Source organism: Pedobacter sp. AC402 (genome assembly GCF_979252805.1).
Genome location: NZ_CEEDAI010000015.1, coordinates 529698 through 547500, shown reverse-complemented (window position 1 = coordinate 547500; position 17803 = coordinate 529698). Strand labels below are relative to the sequence as shown.

Annotated in this window: 21 protein-coding genes and 2 pseudogenes; 2 read left to right on the top strand and 21 right to left on the bottom strand. The window is 35.7% G+C overall.

The genetic code is table 11. The features are described from left to right. Positions 1-1644 precede the first annotated feature (1644 nt). From AC0IWE_RS26130 to AC0IWE_RS26120, 3 genes are read right to left on the bottom strand one after another with little or no spacing between them, the layout of a single operon-like run. Positions 1645-2127, bottom strand: a complete 483-nt coding sequence (locus tag AC0IWE_RS26130) for an ATP-binding cassette domain-containing protein (protein ID WP_471795331.1) — start codon at positions 2125-2127, stop codon at positions 1645-1647. Continuing rightward, entirely contained in the window at positions 2055-2360 is a 306-nt protein-coding gene (locus AC0IWE_RS26125) for an ATP-binding cassette domain-containing protein (RefSeq protein WP_471795330.1), read from the bottom strand. The genes AC0IWE_RS26130 and AC0IWE_RS26125 overlap by 73 nt, the downstream gene beginning before the upstream one ends. A gap of 26 nt (positions 2361-2386) precedes the next feature. Beyond that, a complete protein-coding gene (locus AC0IWE_RS26120) occupies positions 2387-2614 on the bottom strand; it encodes an ATP-binding cassette domain-containing protein (protein ID WP_471795329.1) in 228 nt (75 codons plus the stop codon). Between the two features lie 124 nt (positions 2615-2738). Between AC0IWE_RS26120 and AC0IWE_RS26115 the strand changes: the two genes are divergently transcribed. Together AC0IWE_RS26115 and AC0IWE_RS26110 are read left to right on the top strand one after the other, a co-directional pair. After that, positions 2739-3017: a DUF6364 family protein gene (locus tag AC0IWE_RS26115; RefSeq protein WP_471795328.1), complete on the top strand. Its 279-nt coding sequence runs from the start codon at positions 2739-2741 to the stop codon at positions 3015-3017. A gap of 178 nt (positions 3018-3195) precedes the next feature. Beyond that, the gene (locus tag AC0IWE_RS26110; protein ID WP_471795327.1) at positions 3196-3423 is read left to right on the top strand and encodes a hypothetical protein; all 228 of its coding nucleotides are present in this window, start codon (positions 3196-3198) and stop codon (positions 3421-3423) included. A 79-nt stretch (positions 3424-3502) separates the two neighbouring features. Here AC0IWE_RS26110 and AC0IWE_RS26105 read toward each other — a convergent pair whose 3' ends face one another. From AC0IWE_RS26105 to hemA, 18 genes and pseudogenes are all read right to left on the bottom strand, one after another. Beyond that, on the bottom strand, positions 3503-4288 hold the full coding sequence (locus AC0IWE_RS26105; protein WP_463496759.1) for an outer membrane beta-barrel protein: 786 nt from the start codon (positions 4286-4288) through the stop codon (positions 3503-3505). A gap of 112 nt (positions 4289-4400) precedes the next feature. After that, positions 4401-5147, bottom strand: coding sequence for a hypothetical protein (locus AC0IWE_RS26100; RefSeq protein WP_471795326.1), 747 nt, complete (start codon positions 5145-5147; stop codon positions 4401-4403). Beyond that, positions 5128-5697, bottom strand: coding sequence for an RNA polymerase sigma factor (locus AC0IWE_RS26095; protein WP_025146912.1), 570 nt, complete (start codon positions 5695-5697; stop codon positions 5128-5130). Before AC0IWE_RS26095 ends, AC0IWE_RS26100 begins: the two co-directional genes overlap by 20 nt. 614 nt (positions 5698-6311) lie before the next feature. Further along, complete coding sequence (locus tag AC0IWE_RS26090) at positions 6312-6434, bottom strand: hypothetical protein (protein ID WP_471795325.1); 123 nt, start codon at positions 6432-6434, stop codon at positions 6312-6314. An 11-nt stretch (positions 6435-6445) separates the two neighbouring features. Further along, positions 6446-6685: a hypothetical protein gene (locus tag AC0IWE_RS26085; RefSeq protein ID WP_471795324.1), complete on the bottom strand. Its 240-nt coding sequence runs from the start codon at positions 6683-6685 to the stop codon at positions 6446-6448. Next, on the bottom strand, positions 6669-7208 hold the full coding sequence (locus AC0IWE_RS26080) for a hypothetical protein (protein WP_471795323.1): 540 nt from the start codon (positions 7206-7208) through the stop codon (positions 6669-6671). The genes AC0IWE_RS26085 and AC0IWE_RS26080 overlap by 17 nt, the downstream gene beginning before the upstream one ends. A 179-nt stretch (positions 7209-7387) precedes the next feature. After that, complete coding sequence (locus AC0IWE_RS26075) at positions 7388-7738, bottom strand: CopD family protein (RefSeq protein WP_471795322.1); 351 nt, start codon at positions 7736-7738, stop codon at positions 7388-7390. Next, positions 7659-7952: a CopD family protein gene (locus tag AC0IWE_RS26070; RefSeq protein WP_471795321.1), complete on the bottom strand. Its 294-nt coding sequence runs from the start codon at positions 7950-7952 to the stop codon at positions 7659-7661. The genes AC0IWE_RS26075 and AC0IWE_RS26070 overlap by 80 nt, the downstream gene beginning before the upstream one ends. 29 nt (positions 7953-7981) lie before the next feature. Then, entirely contained in the window at positions 7982-8161 is a 180-nt protein-coding gene (locus AC0IWE_RS26065) for a type II toxin-antitoxin system RelE/ParE family toxin (protein WP_471795320.1), read from the bottom strand. Between the two features lie 90 nt (positions 8162-8251). Then, positions 8252-8476, bottom strand: a complete 225-nt coding sequence (locus tag AC0IWE_RS26060; RefSeq protein ID WP_471795319.1) for a hypothetical protein — start codon at positions 8474-8476, stop codon at positions 8252-8254. Positions 8477-8533: 57 nt separating this feature from the next. Beyond that, complete coding sequence (gene hemE, locus AC0IWE_RS26055; protein WP_471795318.1) at positions 8534-9559, bottom strand: uroporphyrinogen decarboxylase; 1026 nt, start codon at positions 9557-9559, stop codon at positions 8534-8536. Positions 9560-9752: 193 nt separating this feature from the next. Then, the gene (locus AC0IWE_RS26050; RefSeq protein ID WP_471795317.1) at positions 9753-10268 is read right to left on the bottom strand and encodes a hypothetical protein; all 516 of its coding nucleotides are present in this window, start codon (positions 10266-10268) and stop codon (positions 9753-9755) included. Continuing rightward, positions 10268-10976 (bottom strand): annotated as a pseudogene (locus AC0IWE_RS26045) (response regulator transcription factor). The gene AC0IWE_RS26050 and the pseudogene AC0IWE_RS26045 overlap by 1 nt, the downstream one beginning before the upstream one ends. Positions 10977-10984: 8 nt before the next feature. Next, positions 10985-11851, bottom strand: a pseudogene (locus tag AC0IWE_RS26040) (sensor histidine kinase). Positions 11852-11995: 144 nt separating this feature from the next. After that, positions 11996-13366 (bottom strand): glutamate-1-semialdehyde 2,1-aminomutase, encoded by a 1371-nt coding sequence (hemL, locus tag AC0IWE_RS26035; RefSeq protein ID WP_471795316.1) that lies wholly within the window; start codon positions 13364-13366, stop codon positions 11996-11998. Between the two features lie 96 nt (positions 13367-13462). Then, entirely contained in the window at positions 13463-14431 is a 969-nt protein-coding gene (hemB, locus tag AC0IWE_RS26030) for a porphobilinogen synthase (RefSeq protein ID WP_471795315.1), read from the bottom strand. 156 nt (positions 14432-14587) lie between these two features. After that, complete coding sequence (gene hemC / locus AC0IWE_RS26025) at positions 14588-16168, bottom strand: hydroxymethylbilane synthase (RefSeq protein WP_471795314.1); 1581 nt, start codon at positions 16166-16168, stop codon at positions 14588-14590. A gap of 388 nt (positions 16169-16556) precedes the next feature. After that, positions 16557-17783 carry a glutamyl-tRNA reductase gene (gene hemA / locus AC0IWE_RS26020; protein ID WP_471795313.1) on the bottom strand — a complete coding sequence of 409 codons (1227 nt, stop codon included), beginning with the start codon at positions 17781-17783 and terminating at the stop codon, positions 16557-16559. Positions 17784-17803 lie beyond the last annotated feature (20 nt).

Sequence of the window (17803 nt, the reverse complement as noted above, 5' to 3'; positions counted from 1 at the left end):
GCCACCACATTTGGAAAATATTCTTATAAAATGAAAAAAGTACAAATTTTAGAATTATCTTCACCACCACCCACCACAATGATTTTTTTTTGCATTGGATGAGTCTTTAGGAAGTAAATACAGAAGGAAATGTTATTTTTAAATAGAAGCAGAGGCTGAGAGAGGTGAAGAGGGGAGACGAAGAAAACGAATTATCCAGCACCATCAACTGAACTAAACTATTGTAGTTGAAGCAACAACAAAAGCAACTACTATACCATCAACACTAAAAAAATTATTTTTATATATCAGGTGATTAAATTACCAGAAAATAACTAATGAAAATAAATTATAATTTTAAATAGTATTAAATATGCTCAATAATTATTTTAAAAAAAAAAGGAATTGCATAACAACATAAGGAAATAATTATCTGGGAATCATCATCAAAAAAAAAAAACTACAGTTCCAATTTCAAACTAAATCAAATACGGATCCTAAAATAAACATATTAGAACCAATTAATTAGTCTGAACCCTTTGTAGTTTATCGGCTCATTATATGGTCAAATACAATCAGCATAATGTAGATTTGTCAAAAACACCTCAAAATGAATATTTTAGGAACATATTATTTTAATTATTGGAATGGAATGTGTCTACTAGAAAATTTGGGAAGGTCAAAATCCTTTACCTGTAGATGGACATAATATAAGAACGGTAGGAAGTACAAATATATTTGCGGTATCAACTAACACTTCAACAACTTATCAACTCAATCTATATGCTTTTGGCAATACCGAAACTGGTCAGCGAGAAAATGTAGTCATGTCCGTCGAATACCCTTTCATTGCCAATAAAACATATTTGATTGAAATCAATGGAAATAATGATCATGATTGGAATAATTGGGTAGTACCTGCAAATCACTATAATGGTGTTTTTTGGGTAAAGTGTAGAGAACAACCCTAATATAATTACCAATACCACAAATCCATGTACTCAATGGTATACAGCTGTAGAAAAAAGTGTAAATAGATATTCTAAATTGATAGCCGATCGAAGCATTGCATTTGAAGAAAAAAACTATAGCGTAAAGTTTTCTCATTAGAAAGAAAGTGCATTAAAAATAATTTTCGATTCGTCTCCAATAGATTCAAAAGTAATTATAGATAATATTTTCCGCTTAAAGAAAATCAAAATAACTGAAATGCCTTACGAAGAAGATAGTAGGTATACCTCATCTATGATATTTCTAGAGAACTCAGAATTGGTGAAGCATATAATATAAATATAGAACAACCTCCAGCAGAAGGAGGTGGAACAAATAGTAAGACCAAGCCTAAGTCCTAATCAATGGATACCTAATTCTAACGGGATTGGATATCATATTAACTTGAAAGTAGCGTTATCTCAAATTTCAATGTTTCAAACGTAGTGCAATTTTCGATATACGAACCTTGGAATGGAGTAGGAAGACCCACTAGAGGGAGTATTTTCCAATACCTAAAAACTATAAAAACACATATTATACCTTTGTTCTTGAAAATCATGATATAATTATTAATACAGACAATCTTCCTACATCATCAGTGGAATTTTATTTAAATTATAATCCTTAGTACGTTACTTATATTATTTTAAAACTCTAAAAAACGACTGATGTTCAATTGAACGTGGTCGTTTTTTTATGCTCTCCCCTATTTAGTTGTAATACACGGATATTCACACCATTTCGTTCCAACAGCAACTCATCATAAAAACCCTTATAGTATACATCTTTTACTTCAAAACGCCTGCTATTCCAGTTGCTGCTGGTTTCAGCCCATTCTGGAGAAACAACAACCAATTCTCTTTCCGTTTTTAAACCGATTTTTTCGGCATCGGCTTTAGGTAAAACAACAGCGTTACCTAAAATTTGAGCAGTGTAAATGTGTTTTGGATGCTGGTAAATTTCAGAAGGTTTACCAGTTTGTAATAACTCGCCGTTTTTTATAATCAGTATTTGGTCTGCCAGGAATAAACCATCAGCAGGATCATGTGAAACCAAAATTACTGTAACACCAGTTTCTGAAGCTACACGCTTAATATCGGCACGCAGTTGGTTTTTAAGCAGCGCATCAACTTGACTAAAGGGTTCATCCAGCAATAAAACCTGCGGTATTCCGCAACCATGGCTTTGGCTATGGCCACACGCTGTTGCTCTCCACCGCTCAGTTCGATGATTTTTTTATTTTGCAGCGGTAAAATCCGAAGGTGCTCCATAATTTGAAGCGTTTTTTCGGCTTTGGTTTTTAGGTCGGTATTCGATAGCTGTGAGGCAATGTTATCGTAAACTTTCGCATAAATATTCAGAGAGAAATCCTGCGTAACCATTTTCATCTGTTTATGACCAGGAGATCAATTGCTCATTCAGGTCCTTTAACCCTTTGATCTTCGAAAAATATTTCACCTGAATCGGTTTTCAGCAATCCATAAATAGATTTAAGTAAGGTAGATTTACCGCTGCCACTCTCCCCAATAATGGCTACAACATCGCCCTTCTTAATTTCGAAACTTACATTTTTTATCCCCCCGGCTTGCTCTGCCTGATATTGCTTTGTTAAATTTTTAACGCTGATTATGGTATTGCTCACGTGGTAAAGATAAAGAAAAAGGTAGAGCGAATAAAATTACACGTGTATTATATTTTATTTTTGCACGTATTGAGATGTATTTATATATTTATATAATTATATAAAGACGTCAATTATAAGTAATATGAACACTAAGCTAACGTTAACTATAGATAAATCTGTTATCAAACATGCTAAGGCATACGCAGAACAGCAAGGAAGGAGTTTATCTGCAGTGGTAGAGAATTATTTAAAAGCTGTAACTAAAAATGAAGAAGTGGCCAAAGATGATGTAATTTCTCCTATAGTTAAATCATTGATGATGAATCGTTCAAAAGTAAACTTGCCAAAAGACTATGACTATAAAGAGGAATTATTAAAGGTTAGAGACGAGAAATATAAAAAATATTGGGACAATGAGTAATATTATTATTGATTCTGACATCCTTCTCGACTTTTTCTTCAAAGAAAACCATTTCTTGATGAATCTATTAAAATTTTAAGTGCTTGTGAAAAAAAACAGGTAAAAGGATTTGTAACAGGGTTTAATAATATCAAATACTTATTATCTTTTAAGGAAGCATTTTCAACACAAAATGATTATGGCCGATTTTAAGCAGCTGTTAATTTTCTTGGACGTAATAACAATAGACAAAAATGCTATTATTAAAGCTATTGATTCTGAGTTCACAGATTTCGAAGATGCACTCCAAAATTTTTCGGCTGAAAACCATGGATCAATTAATGCTATAGTTACAAGAAATATTAAAGACTATAAAAAAAGTAATCTAAGCGTGCTAACACCTATAATGTTTCTAAAAACATTATAAAACAAAAAATCCTGTCTCGCCTAACCGAAACAGGATCTGTTTTATTTGTGGATCAGTCCCCTTTAGGGGATTTAGGGGTTTAATTTAATCCGAAGGTAACCCCGAAGCTCATATTTTTTAAGCCAGCTTGTTGCGAAGTTGTAAACATATCGTTAAAGTAATATTTGGTAAATAATCCTATACCACCATAGCCAAATCTTACTGTACCACCGTAACGAACCGATTGAAAATGGTAACTATCATATTGTTTTTCTTTGCCGCGTTCTTCACTAATCTGTTTAATTTTTCCGTTTAACAAAAAGCTAACTTCCGGACCTAACACTAGGTAAAATCTTTTACCGTTTTTGTTTTCGCTCGTACGGAATTCAAAGTTTAACGGAATGTGCACATAGCTGCTTGAAAAGCGGTTTTTAGAAAAATGTATTGGAGATTGATCAGTATAAACAAACTCGTTAGAATTTTTAGCGATCGTAATGTCTTTTCTTAAACGAATTAAGGTCCAATCGAAACCACCGGCTACATAAACTTTAAAGTTAGAATTAAAACGGTAGCCAAACTGTAAAATATCGAAAGAGAAAGTACTTGTTTTTCCACCTTTGTAATCTAAAAAGTCATTATTCGGAGATAAATTAAAGCTTCCATTGTCTATTAGTCTTGAGAATCCCCAATCTACCCTGGTAAAAGTAATTCCACCTACAAAGCGGCCTTTTTTAGCTGAATCTGCTGATTTTGTTTTAATCATAATACCATGACCTTCGCTATAATCCATTTTCTTTTTGGTACTATCTTGTTGTGCAAAAGCACCTGGAGCCATAACACCGGCAAGCCCGCTTACCAAAAGTGTTGTAAATATTAGACGTTTCATATATGTGTGTTTTATTTAGTTATTGAGTGAGTAAATTATTGAATGTTAGAAAGTTTAATGCAATTTTTAAGGTTAAGATACTAGTAACTGTGAACTGATAATTGAAAACTGGTTACTTCTTGCGTTTTCCTATTTTAAACGGACCGATATTGATTGATGATAAAGAAGAGTCGTCATCATCAGTACGGAACTGAATTAACTTATCTTTTCTTTTATCCATTTTATTAACGATCAGATTCACCACGTCGCCAACATTACGGATATTTTTAATACCCTGTTCATTATCGTTAATGGCTTCATCTGTTTTAACAGGTGTTGCAATAGCCGCAGTTACAACTTCTTGTTTTGGCTGTAAAATCGCCTCTTCAATTTTTGTTTCTATGTCTTTTTTAGGCTCATCTACTTTAGCTATGTTTGTTTCTTGCTTTTGCATTTCAGGAGCCGTAACAATGCTTTTTTGCTCCACAACAGGCTTAACCTTTTGTTTTACCTTTGTTTTGGCAACAGCACTTATCGCTTTACGTTCAACTGGTAAAACTGGTACAATATTTTCTATTACTTTAGTTGCTGTATCTATAACAACTGGTAACTGCGTTTCTGGCTTTGTTTTTTCAATGGAGTTATTGGCCAGTTGTTTGCTTTCAATCGTGCTATTATGCTGCTGATAAACTAAAATACCAATGGTAGCGATCAATAACACGGCTGCTGCTGATAGCCAGTAAATTGGCACGATTCTTTTTTTCTTAGGTGTTATTTCGCTTTCAATATTGCTCCATAAATCTCTAGAAGGTGTTACTTCAGCATCAGCAAAAGCATCCTTAAATAACTGATCAAAATCCTTATCCCGTATAGGTTGCATAACCAAATCCCTCCATTTTTATAATTTCTTCTTTTAATATTGCTCTTGCTCTTGATAATTGCGATTTACTCGCGCCTTCTGAGATCCCAAGCGTTTCTCCAATTTCTTTGTGCGAATAACCTTCTATCACGTACATGTTGAAAACCATGCGGTAACCATCTGCCAGTTTTTGTATTACCTTCATTAAATCCTGCATCCCTAAAGTGCCAAAATCAAATCCGGTTGATGGCTGTTCGTAAGCTTCATCTATTTCTACCACATTTAAGCTGCGTAAATTTTTACGGTAACTTTCAATTGCAGTATTTACCATAACCCTTCTAATCCATCCTTCAAAAGAGCCATCCCCTCTATACTCCTTAATTTTCTGAAAAATTTTAATGTACCCCATTTGCAGCACATCTTCTGCCTCCATTCTATCTTTTGCGTAGCGCATGCATACGGCCAACATTTTCGATGCAGTTTGCTTATAAAGCAGCTCCTGCATCTTCCGGTCGCCAGCTTTGCAGCCTTCCATCAAATCGTTTATCGTATAGCTTCGCGTCAATTTCATTGTGTGTTTGTATATAGAAGATGGCAGATTACAAACAATGGTTGCATGAGGAGAGAAAAAAAGTTAAATAAAGTTAAAATCACTGCTATACCTATTGATAATCAACAAGATATAGTTAAAATAAATTTCAAGAAAGATATAAATTTTATTTGAAAATGAACATGCAGTATTTCATCGGGAGCAGCAGTCCCGCCTGCTTCCGCTACTTCCGATGAAGAATCGGAATCGCTGCTATCGGGTTTAGAAATCAGGGAACAGTTTAAAAATAAAAAACCTCGCAGGTTTTGAAAACCTGCAAGGTTTGAAATCGGGTATGGGTTTAATCACCCTAAGCCTTACACATGTTACTGCTCATTTTTCTTCACTTTAAACAATTTGAAATCTTGTTTATAGGTTAAGAAGAAGGAATGGTTAAACTGAAGCTGTTTATCGGTATGGTCTAAATCTATATGTGGCTCAAAACGTATACATCTAAGGTATAAATGTGGAATCAGCTCTTTTTGGTAAGCATAACGCAAGGAAACAATGTTTCTGGCACTTTGCTTTAAGCCCGGGCTATATAGGTTATCAGAAACAGATTCTTGTAAAGTGGCATACCTTTAATTGAAATGAAGTTATTTCCTTTCCAGTATGAAGCTACTAAACATTCCCCATTTACTTTCTACACCTGCATTTAACCATAAACCAAAGCCACCTTGGTAAGCTCTTCTTTTATCTGGTGAAAAATCTTTATACACCGCAATAGAAGCTATCTGGTATATACCTGTTTAATATTGGTATTAATTGCTTTATGCAGCTTTAAACCAGTTGCACCATTAAACATGGTGGTAATTGGAATTTCTTTCAGCACATCAATTTGCCCACCCTGGTGGAATGCTAAAAACTGTGCTGGTAAACTGAATTTCCATCCATTACCTTCCTCAATGGTACTTTCGGTAGATAAACCACCAATAATTTCTTCTTTAGCAGGATCACCTTTGTAAATCATTTTTTCGCCAGGCAATCCAGGCATCCAATGTAAACTTTTTACGCTCTACCAATAATTGTGTACCATATTCAATCGGTGTAGTTATCGTCCTTTCGAGATCGTATAATGGCTCAATATATTTATGCTCAATGTTACCTTCTAAACTTCCGAAAATTAAAGTAAGGTTTCTTTTATGGTATTTAACACTGAATAATGGTTTCGCATCAGAAATTCCGTTTCTTCCAAAATCCTTTCTTATAAAAGCACCTGCGGTAATCGCCAGATTTGGATGTGCATAATAAACGATTTGAGGCTGCAACTGCGTTCCGTACAATGTATAACCATCATGAAAATCGTTGGTATACTCGTAATTACGGACATAATTTAAATTGTAAAAATTGAAATGAACCTCATTGGTTAAACTGCTATCCGGACGGATTCTGTTTTCGAAAGCCGATTGATTAAACTGAGCTGAAGCAAAATAAGAACTGAGGAGAAAAGTTATTAATAGTGAGGTCCTTTTCAGACCTGGGCTTGTAAACATGTGCTTGGATTTTATCGCCCAAATTTAGAATAGTTTTTGGTTTATTTAACCGCAAAGCACGCGAAGTTTACGCAAAGGAAACAAAGTTAATCGGGTTAACCACCAAGGCACAAAAAACACAAAGTTTTTAATACGCTCAATTAGAAATAATATTGTTGGTTATATACTATGGCTAAAAATTATTCGCCACGCTTTTTACGGTAGTTTTTATACAGTTTAACTGCAATCATAATGGCCATTGCAACACCCATTATCCCGATTAAACCATAAATCCAATTAATTGCACTTTTAAGAATTACAACAAATACAATCGCAATCATAAATATTGTAGCCAATTCGCGCCATAATCGTAATTGAAAGCTAGTTAATTTATATTGGTCGTTTTTAAGCTGTTTAACGATGTTTTGACAAATGAAATGATAGATGAGGAATCCGATTACAAAACCAAGCTTAACCCACATCCAGTCGGCCTGGAGCAAAACTTGGTTTAAAGTTAGCATAGCAGCTCCCGCCAAAACAGAAATAATCATTGCTGGTGTAGCAATAATTTTCCATAAAGTGGCTTTCCGATTTTAACAAACTGTTTTTCTGAAGAATACTCTTTTCAGGTTCGGTTTTATCCTTCGCTTCGGTATGGTAAATAAAAAGACTTAGGATATAAAATAGTCCTGCCATCCAGCTAATCACGAATACGATATGTACTGCTTTGAAATATTGGTAATATGGCAATAAGGTTTCGATCATTAAATGCTTGAAGTAATAAAAGTTATGATTTAAAATAAATCCGAATGCGTACCAACTCTTAATAGAATTATTTCTTTTTCTTCGGTTATCTCAAACCATATGATCAATAAATCGGGTTTAATATGTGCTTCCCAATTGTCCTTAAAGTTTCCAACCAATTTATGTGGACGATGTTTTTTATCAATTCCATTGGCACCATCAATTTCCAATTGGAATAAGAGTCTCCTTAATGAGATTTATGTTCTTCACAGAACGTTTCTTCATTAGCTTAACATCTTTATCAAATTGGTTAGTTGGCTTTAGAACGAACATCTATAATGAATCGATATATGATTTAATATCTTTTTCATAGGTTCTCCAATTCCAATTCCGTTATGCGCATCTTCAATTGTTTTGCGGGTAACTTTATTTGGAATGCTTACTTCTTTGGTGCTTTTTTTATGAATGATTACGCCAAGTTCTTTCAATAAGCTTTTTACTAATGAACTTTTGTTTTCAGGAATATCAATAATTAATGTTTCCATACTCAAATATAATTAATTTTAATTGAGGGTTCAAATTCTCCTGTCGCAACAATAAGTTTAATACCTAAACTCCTTTACCACTTCAATGGCATACTTTACATTATCGAAAGGGATATCTGGCATAATGCCATGACCTAAATTGAAAATAAAGCCTTCGGTACCGCGCATGCGTTCGAATAATTTATGGATCTGTGCTTTAATTACTGCCTTATCTGCATATAAAATATGTGGATCTAAATTTCCCTGAACAGCAATACCCGCAGGCAAAGCATTTTTGATATTTAATAAATCAGCATTCCAATCTACTGAAATTACATCTGGCTTGGCTTCTGCCATAATTGGTGCAAAAACAGAACTTCCTTTACAGAAAGAAATTACCGGAATATCTTTTCTATTTAAGTTCGCAATGATTTCCTGGATATAACGGTGAGAAAACTCCTGATAATCGTTCCACGATAAGGCAAGTGCCCAGCTATCGAAAATCTGAACAGCATTAACCCCCGCCGCAATCTGAAGATTTAGGTAATCTGCGGTTACTTTTGCAATCTTAGCTAAAAGTTTATGTGCCAATTCTGGCTGGTTGTGTATAAAAAGCTTGGTTAGTTTAAAATCTTTTGAAGAACCACCCTCAATTAAATAACTCATTACCGTAAATGGTGCACCGGCGAAACCGATTAAAGGGATTCTGCTATCCAAACGCTGTTGAATTACTTTAATCGCATCAGCAACGTACTGCAACTCATCCAAACAATCTACATTAAGGTTTTCGATATCCTGGGCATTACGTACTGGGTTAGCAAACCTAGGACCAACACCTTGAGTAAAACTCAAATCGCCACCCATGGCCTCTCCGGTTACCAAAATATCACAGAATAAAATCGCTGCATCAATATCCAACAAATCAACAGGTAACATGGTCACATCTGCAGCAATTTCAGGAGTTTTGCACATCTCTAAAAAAGAGTACTTGTTTTTAATCTCCCAATATTGTGGCATAAAACGACCTGCCTGACGCATCATCCACACAGGTGGACGTTCGGTTTGTTTTGAAAATGCAGCGTCTAAAAATAAGTTATTCATCATATTCTGTAGTAATATTCCACTTATCGTCATGCTGAATTTATTTCAGTATCTATATTTACAAATAGATCCTAAATTGAATTGAGGATAACGTATGGATAAAAATTTTAATTGCGCAAAGGTATAAATAAAAAAAAACGAAGTACCTTTTTATTCCTAAACTGGTGCTTCGTTAGTCAAAATGACACTATTAATATTATATTTTGCTTATTTCTTTTTCAATTTTAACGATAATATCTTTTGAACGTTGGGTTTCTGCAAGTTCTTTGGCCAATTTGGTGTAAGCCTCTGCCCGCTCTCTATCTTTCTTCCGCAGCGCGAGATTAGCCAGATGGATTAATACATAAGATTTTTCATTCTTGCCACCTACAGGAAAACGACTGGCTAACTGAAAGTGATATTCAGCCTTATCGTAATCTTCCTCTTTCAATGCCATGTTGCCCTGCATAAACTCGTAATAACCCCTTCGGCTTTTGGCCAAACGCTCAGGCTTTGCAACCTCGGCCAGCAATGCTTTGGTTTTACCAAATTCGTTATTTTTAAAGTGCTTTGATGCCATTAAAACAGAACCATGTTTAAAATGGCTCCAAACAACAAAGGCAAATAACAGCCCTGAAACAGCGGCCAGCTGATATTGGTTATAAAAAATACAAACCAATGCAGCAAGCACAAAAACTGCCATTAAAGCATATCTGCCCTTATTATTGTACATTAATGACTATCAGTGAATTTATAACCTACACCACGGATTGAGTGGAAATAAACCGGATTTTTTTGATCTGGTTCGAAATACTTGCGGAACGTTAAGATAAAATTATCAATTGTTCTGGTTGATGGATAAACATCTCGTAATTCCAAACGGTTTCTAAAATCTGCTCTCTTGATACTGCATCGTTTTTACGCTCGATCAACAGTTTTAATAACATCGTTTCCTTTTTTGTTAATGGCGTAATGGTACCATCATCGTGTTTTAATTCGAAAGAGTTAAAATAAATTGTTTTATCACCGATTTTATAAGAATTCAATTCTTTTGTAAATCATCAGATTTTAAACTGCGTTTAACTAAAATACCAACACGGAGAATTAATTCTTCTAAGTTGAAAGGTTTAACTAAATAATCATCAGCTCCTTTTTTCAAACCTAAAACACGGTCTTCTGAAGTGTTTTTAGCTGTTAAAAACATAATTGGAACTTCTGCATTCTCTAAACGAATTGTTTCGCAAACCTGGAAACCATCCATTTCAGGCAACATTACATCTAAAATAATTAGATTAAAGCGTTCTTCTTTAAAAATTTTAAGAGCGGTTTTGCCATCTTTAACGGCGTGAACTTTATAACCCTCAAGTTCGAGGTTTAATTTGATAGCATCTAACAAGTGATCCTCGTCTTCTACCAATAGAATTCTTAATTTTTGTGACATAATTGAGATTAACTAAATGTTACTTCAAAAATACTTCCTTGAGGCAAATTGTCTTTTACTGTAATATCTGCATCATGGTATTGTAAAACCTCTTTCACAATAAACAAGCCTTAACCTGTTCCTTTCGCTTCTCTGACATTCTCGTTACCAACGCGGTAAAACTTATCAAATATCAACATTTTTTCGGCATCTGAAATACCCGGCCCTTTATCAATTACACTTAAATGAATATGACCATCTATATTGTTTAAATGCACATTTATCTCATCACATGGACTAGAATACTTTACTGCATTTTCGATTAAATTGGTAACAACTGACGATAAGGCAAATCTGTCACCCATTATCTGCAAATTTGGCTGAATATCAGTACTAATCAATTGTTCGTTGCCACAAGAGTGAACCTGAAGGCGATCTGTAATTTTTGAAACCAATTCGGAAAAGTTAAATTCTTCTTTTGGAAACGTGTAAGACCGGTTCTCAATTTTTGTTGCCAATAGCATGTTTTCTACCAAATCATCCAGCCGTTCAATATCTTTTAACGAATTATTGAGTAATGAAACCTGACGGGCTTTATCTAAATCTCTTTTAACAATAGTTTGAATGGAAAGTTTTATAGCCGCTAAAGGAGATTTTAATTCATGTGTAATCGACATTAAAAAGTTTTGTTGCTGCTCTCTAAGCTTATCTTCCCTTTTTAACGATTGGTGAAGGAAATATCCACCAATACAGAGCAAAAATAGAAATACAGATCCCTCCCCCATAATCATCGTCATGCGGCTGGGCTGCAAGCGCACTACCAAAGTACCCCATGAAATGAGCTGAATCAGTGCATATAACAGTAATGCGTAAAATATTATTATTGATTTCTTCATTTCTTTCGGGTTGATTACACAGATGTCTCTTGTCCGTAATTGCAAAAAGTAACGACGAAGCAATCTGAATGCTATAGGGTTTAACGCCTAGCGATTATAGTAGGATTACTTCGTTTTTCGCGATAACGATCTTAAAATAAAGCCTTACTTTTTAAATACCAAGTCCAATGCTTCAAAAATAGCACGTTTCGCTTTCTCCAGTTCAATTTTTGTGTGTGCTGAAGATACAAAACCAACTTCATATCCTGATGGGCCTAAATAAATTCCTCTATTTAATAATTCACGGTGCATAATTTTGAATTTCTCCATACTTCCTGCATCAATATCATCAGCCGACTGAATTTTATCTTTATCGGTAAAGGCAAACCAGAAAATAGATCCGATTGTAAATACTTTGAATTTATAGTTACGCGCAGTTGCAAAACGCTGAATACTGGCCACAAATTCTTGCGCTTTAGTATTTAAATCTTTATAAAAGCTTGATTTATTTAACTCTGTTAACGTTGCAATACCTGCTGCCATGGCCACCGGATTACCAGATAAAGTTCCTGCCTGGTAAACCCCGCCATCTGGAGAAATATGCGCCATAATTTCTGCACGTGCCCCATACATACCAACAGGCAAGCCACCTCCAATAATTTTTCCGTAAGTTACAATATCAGGAGTAACGCCATAATGTGCAGCAGCACCTTCAAAACCTACCCTGAATCCGGTAATTACTTCATCAAAAATTAAAAGTGAACCATTCTCGGTACAGATTTTACGCAAGAAATGAATGTAATCTTCATCCTGAATAATTAAGCCGTTATTTGCAGGAATACCCTCGATAATTACAGCAGCAATTTGATCTTTAAACTGAGCAAAAGCCTGCTCTATAGCAGTTTTATCATTTAAAGGAACTACAATGGTTTCTTCGGCGAAAGATTTTGGTACTCCTGCCGAAGATGTTTCGCCAAAAGTAACCAAGCCAGAACCCGCTTTAACCAAAAGCGAATCGCTATGGCCATGGTAACAACCTTCAAATTTTAAAATTTTATCGCGACTGGTAAAACCTCTTGCTAAACGTATTGCCGACATTACCGCTTCGGTACCTAGCTGGCTGAAACGGATTTTCTCTACAAAACGGTTGTTTTTAATAATCAGTTCTGCCAATTCATTTTCTAAAGCTGTTGGCGCACCAAAACTCATTCCGTTCTGCATTACCTCAGTCACTTTTTCGCGGATTTTAGGGTTATTGTGACCTAAAATTAATGGGCCCCAGCTTCCACAGAAATCAATAAACTGATTGCCATCGGCATCCCATATGTAACATCCATCTCCTTTTTCGATAAAAAGTGGTGTACCATAAACAGATTTGAAAGCCCTTACCGGAGAATTTACACCACCTGGGAAATACGTTTTTGATTTTTCGTACAACTCCGCAGATTTAACCCTCGAAATATCAGGTTTACTTCCTGTATTTACTGGAATATCGGCTTCGTTGCCTGAAAACATTTTTTTTAATGAATCTAACATTTTTTTTGAGCTAAAAGCTGAAAGACTAAAGCTTAAAGCGAAAAGTAAAGCGCTATAAAATGGCTTTGGTCTTTTTGCTCTAAGCTTTCAGCTTATCTAAATCCAGTTATTATTTAAAATATCTTTAATATGGTAAGTTGTAATAATGCTTGCACCTGCACGGGCAAAGGCGTGCATGGTTTCCATCACAACTTTTTGTTCATCAATCCATCCGCGTTCTGCGGCAGCTTTAACCATCGAATATTCGCCTGATACGTTGTATACTGCAATTGGCAAATTGGTATCTTGTTTTAACCGCTGGATAATATCTAAATAAGCCAAGCCAGGTTTCACCATTAGCACATCAGCACCTTCCTGCTCATCAAGCTGGGCCTCACGTAAAGCTTCCAAAGGGTTTCGAAAATCCATCTGATAGGCTTTTCTATCACCTTTACTCGGTGCACAATCTGCAGCCTCTCTAAAAGGCCCGTAATAGGCTGAAGCAAACTTTGTGGCATGACTCATAATGGCTGCGTTTACAAAACCATTTTCATCTAAAAGATTCCGCATGGCTTCAATCCTCCCATCCATCATATCTGATGGTGCAAACATATCAGCGCCAGCTTCGGCATGTGCTAAAGCCATTTTAGCAATTACCTCAACGGTTTTATCATTTTGAACATAATCATTTTCTAAAATTCCGCAATGACCATGGGTAGTATACGAACAAACACAAACGTCGGTAATGATGTATAAATCTTCGCCAAACTGCTTTTTAAGTTCGCGAACTGCGGTTGGAACCAAAGAATGGTCGTGATAAGCAGATTTTGCATCTTCTGATTTTTCATCACCAACACCAAAAAGCATAATTTTGTTAAGCCCCTTGTTCATTCCAGCCTCAACATCTTTTACCAGGGTATCAACCGAGTAATGGTTTACACCCGGCATGGCATCAATGGCATGGCTAACATTGCTGCCCGGCACTATAAAATAAGGGTACACAAACATATCCTTCGATAACCGGGTTTCGGCTACCATCTCCCTCACCAATGGGTTTTTCCTTAATCTACGTGGACGATTTAACATATTTTATTTATTTAGCATCAAGGCATTAAATTCGAGTGCCGAGGCCTGTTTATCTTTTTTAGGGTGATTGTACAGGTTAACTGATTATACAGATTTTTTGGATTTAATACATGGCATTATGCTTCCTGCTTTTTCCCCTAAACTTTCTACCTTAACTTACTTTATCTCTATTCCAAAAACAGCTTCAGCCAACCCAATTTCGTCAGGTGAATATGGCAATGCGTATTTCACTCCCATTTCATCGAATTTTTTGCCGGTAGAGTTACCGATAGCAATTACTTGTTGGCCTGGTTCTAATAAATTATCTACAAAATAGGCATCAACATTTGAAGGACTGGTAAAAATCAGCACATCGGCATAACTCTGATCAATATCTTCTTCTATAACCGTTTCGTAAATTGGCAAATCGATTATTTTAGCATCAGCTGGTAGCGACTTTTGAATCGATTGTAAAGAATCCTGCGCTCTTGGAAACAATACTTGCTGCCCGCTAACCAATTGTGCAAAATCTTCAGCAACTTCAGTAATATCGCCACTTTCACCAACAAAATCAGCAAAATGACCAAATTTGCGCAAAGCATCTTCCGATCCTCTTCCAACTACACCAAATTTTGTTTTTTTAGGCAATACAGGTTTTAAATTGAAAAAATATTCAACGCTGTTGCGACTGCTGAAGAAAACCCAATCTACTTGTCGTAAAATGAATTGATCTAAAACAGTTACTATTGGAAAAGTACGAATTAATGAACGTCCTTCTATTTCAATATTATTATTTTCTAAGGCTCTGCGGAAATAACTGTGTTCGCCAATTTCGCGTGAGATAAAAACTTTTGCAGGTTTTTTTCTTTCTACATTAAACTTGGCTACAATTTTTTCGGCCAAACCTTCGGTACTTTCTGCGCGTAAAAATAAACGTTCAGGAAAGTGGTCTGCAGTTTCGGCTTTTGATGTCCAGATTTCGAACTTTCCATTTTCCTTTTTGCAATAACAACCTAAAGGCATGTGGCAACCTCCTTCAAAAAGATTTAAAACCTTCCGCTCTACGGTTACTGTTTCTGCTGTTTCAGGATCGTGCAGTTTTTGAAGCGCATCAAAAAGTTCGGTATCATTTTCCCTGATCTGAATCGCCAAAGCGCCCTGTGCAGGTGCCGGAATAAATTCCGTAGTTTCAAGTTCTTCTACATGTAAATCGCTCACATCAAGATTTAAACGCTTCACACCTGCCTTTGCGATCAAAATGGCATCGTAATCTTCATCACGAAGTTTTTGAATGCGTGTAGGTACATTTCCACGCAGATCTTCAATTTCAAGATCAGGACGCAAGCCCAGCAACTGTGCTTTACGGCGATTGGATGAAGTACCAACCATGGCGCCTTTTTTTAAGGAAAGTTTTTGCGAAACATCCACACAATCTTTTAAAATCAGCAGGTATTCACTTGCTTCTTCGCGTGGAGGCAATGCGGCAATAATCAATCCATCTGGATGGGTAGTTGGCAGATCTTTAAGGCAATGTACCGCCAAATCAATTGTTCCGCCCAAAAGCTCTTCTTCCAGTTCTTTGGTAAAAAAGCCTTTGCCTTCCAGTTTATCCAATCTTAAATTCAGGATTTTATCACCCTGTGTTTTAATGATTTTTATTTCTGCTTCAATTCCAATGGCTGCCAATTCATCTTTTATATGATTTGCTTGCCATAAAGCCAGGTCGCTACCGCGTGTTCCGATGGTTAATTTCTTCACTATAAAGGTTAAATGAGTTGCAAATTTAATTTAATTAGTGATTTATACCATGAATTGTTTAAAAATGAGACAGTGAGGTTACAGAAGGGATAATTTAAGGGATTTCTGTGACATTACATAAGTGACTTGTGATTATGAGGAGTAATTTATTGTATAAAAATCAAGAGGAGTGACATGATTTTAAAGTGGGTATCGCCTATAGGTGAGGTTGAAACTAGTTCAGCATAACGACAAGAGTATTACTTTCAGAATTTCTCTAAAAATGAAAGATCCTTCATTTCATTCGGGATGATACAAATGAAGAATGTTAGAAAAAGTGGAAAAAAGAGTAAAATACCAGACTTGGCACCCTTTGCGATAGCCTTAACGCTTTTTGCGTTTAAGCTGATTAAGGTTGATTAACCAGAATTTCTTTGGCCATAATCATCGGAACGCTGATGCATTTTTTCTCCATGTAGTTCATTACACGTTCTAAAACCTCGCGCGATGCATCGTCCATTTGGCTAATTTCATCAGCAAATACACCATTTAAGGCTGTATTTTTGATTTCCTTAATTTTACGGGGTACATCCTGCATTGCCAGTTCGATGCGGCGTTGTTTCAATACATAAAAAAACTCAGCAATATTATTGCTGATAATCTCTTCTGCATGTACCAGTTCGTTGTAACGTTCCTGGATATTTTTGCGTGCCACTTCCTTAAGCGATTCTACCTCAATGTAATGCACAGGATTATTGTGAATTACAGCCGGTGTAACATCATTAGGAATGGCCAAATCAACAATAACCTTTTTGCCTGTTTCGCCTTTTAATAACTTGGCATACAATTCTTCATCGATAATTGCTTCGGTAGAACCTGTACAGGTAATGATCACGTCAAAGCCTTCGTTAAAATCTTCAAGTGCTTCTAAAGGATAAGCTTTTCCGTTCAACTCTTCGGCCAGGGTTTCTGCTTTTGAGAGTGTACGGTTGAAAATGGAAAAATTTGAGTATTTATGCTTATTAAGGTATTTTGCAATATTCTGGTTGGTTTCACCGGCACCAATGATCAAAATACGTGAGTTGCCACACATATTCAGTTCTTTTAATTTACGGTATGCCAATGAAACAACAGAAACAGGGTTTTTTGAAATATTGGTATGCGTATAAACTTCTTTAGCCGTTTTAACCACACGATCCATGATCATGCGCATGTAATCACCAGTAAAACCTGCATCGCGGCAATTTTCGTAAGCTTTACGAATTTGTGCTAAAATTTCTTTCTCGCCAACTACCAAACTCTCCAATGAGGAGGATGTGCGGAGCAAATGATTAAAGGCCTCTTCGTTTTCGTAAACAGAAACGTTATCAAGAAAGCGCTCCATAAATTCGGGAGGCAGGCCCATATCTAAAACAGTAAGAAACCTGGTTACAAATTCCTTGTCGGTTTTCTCTTTGGTAAGAAAAACAAATTCAACACGGTTACAGGTTCCAATATAGAAAATTTCGCTAACGGGAAGTTCTGCTTGAACATTCTTCAATCTGCTATCTAAACTCTGGTCACAAATAACTAATTTCCCTAAAGATTTCAGGTCGATGTGGTGATGCGTAAAAGCTATTACTTTTAAATATTCCAAGTGATTCCGTTATTAACTAT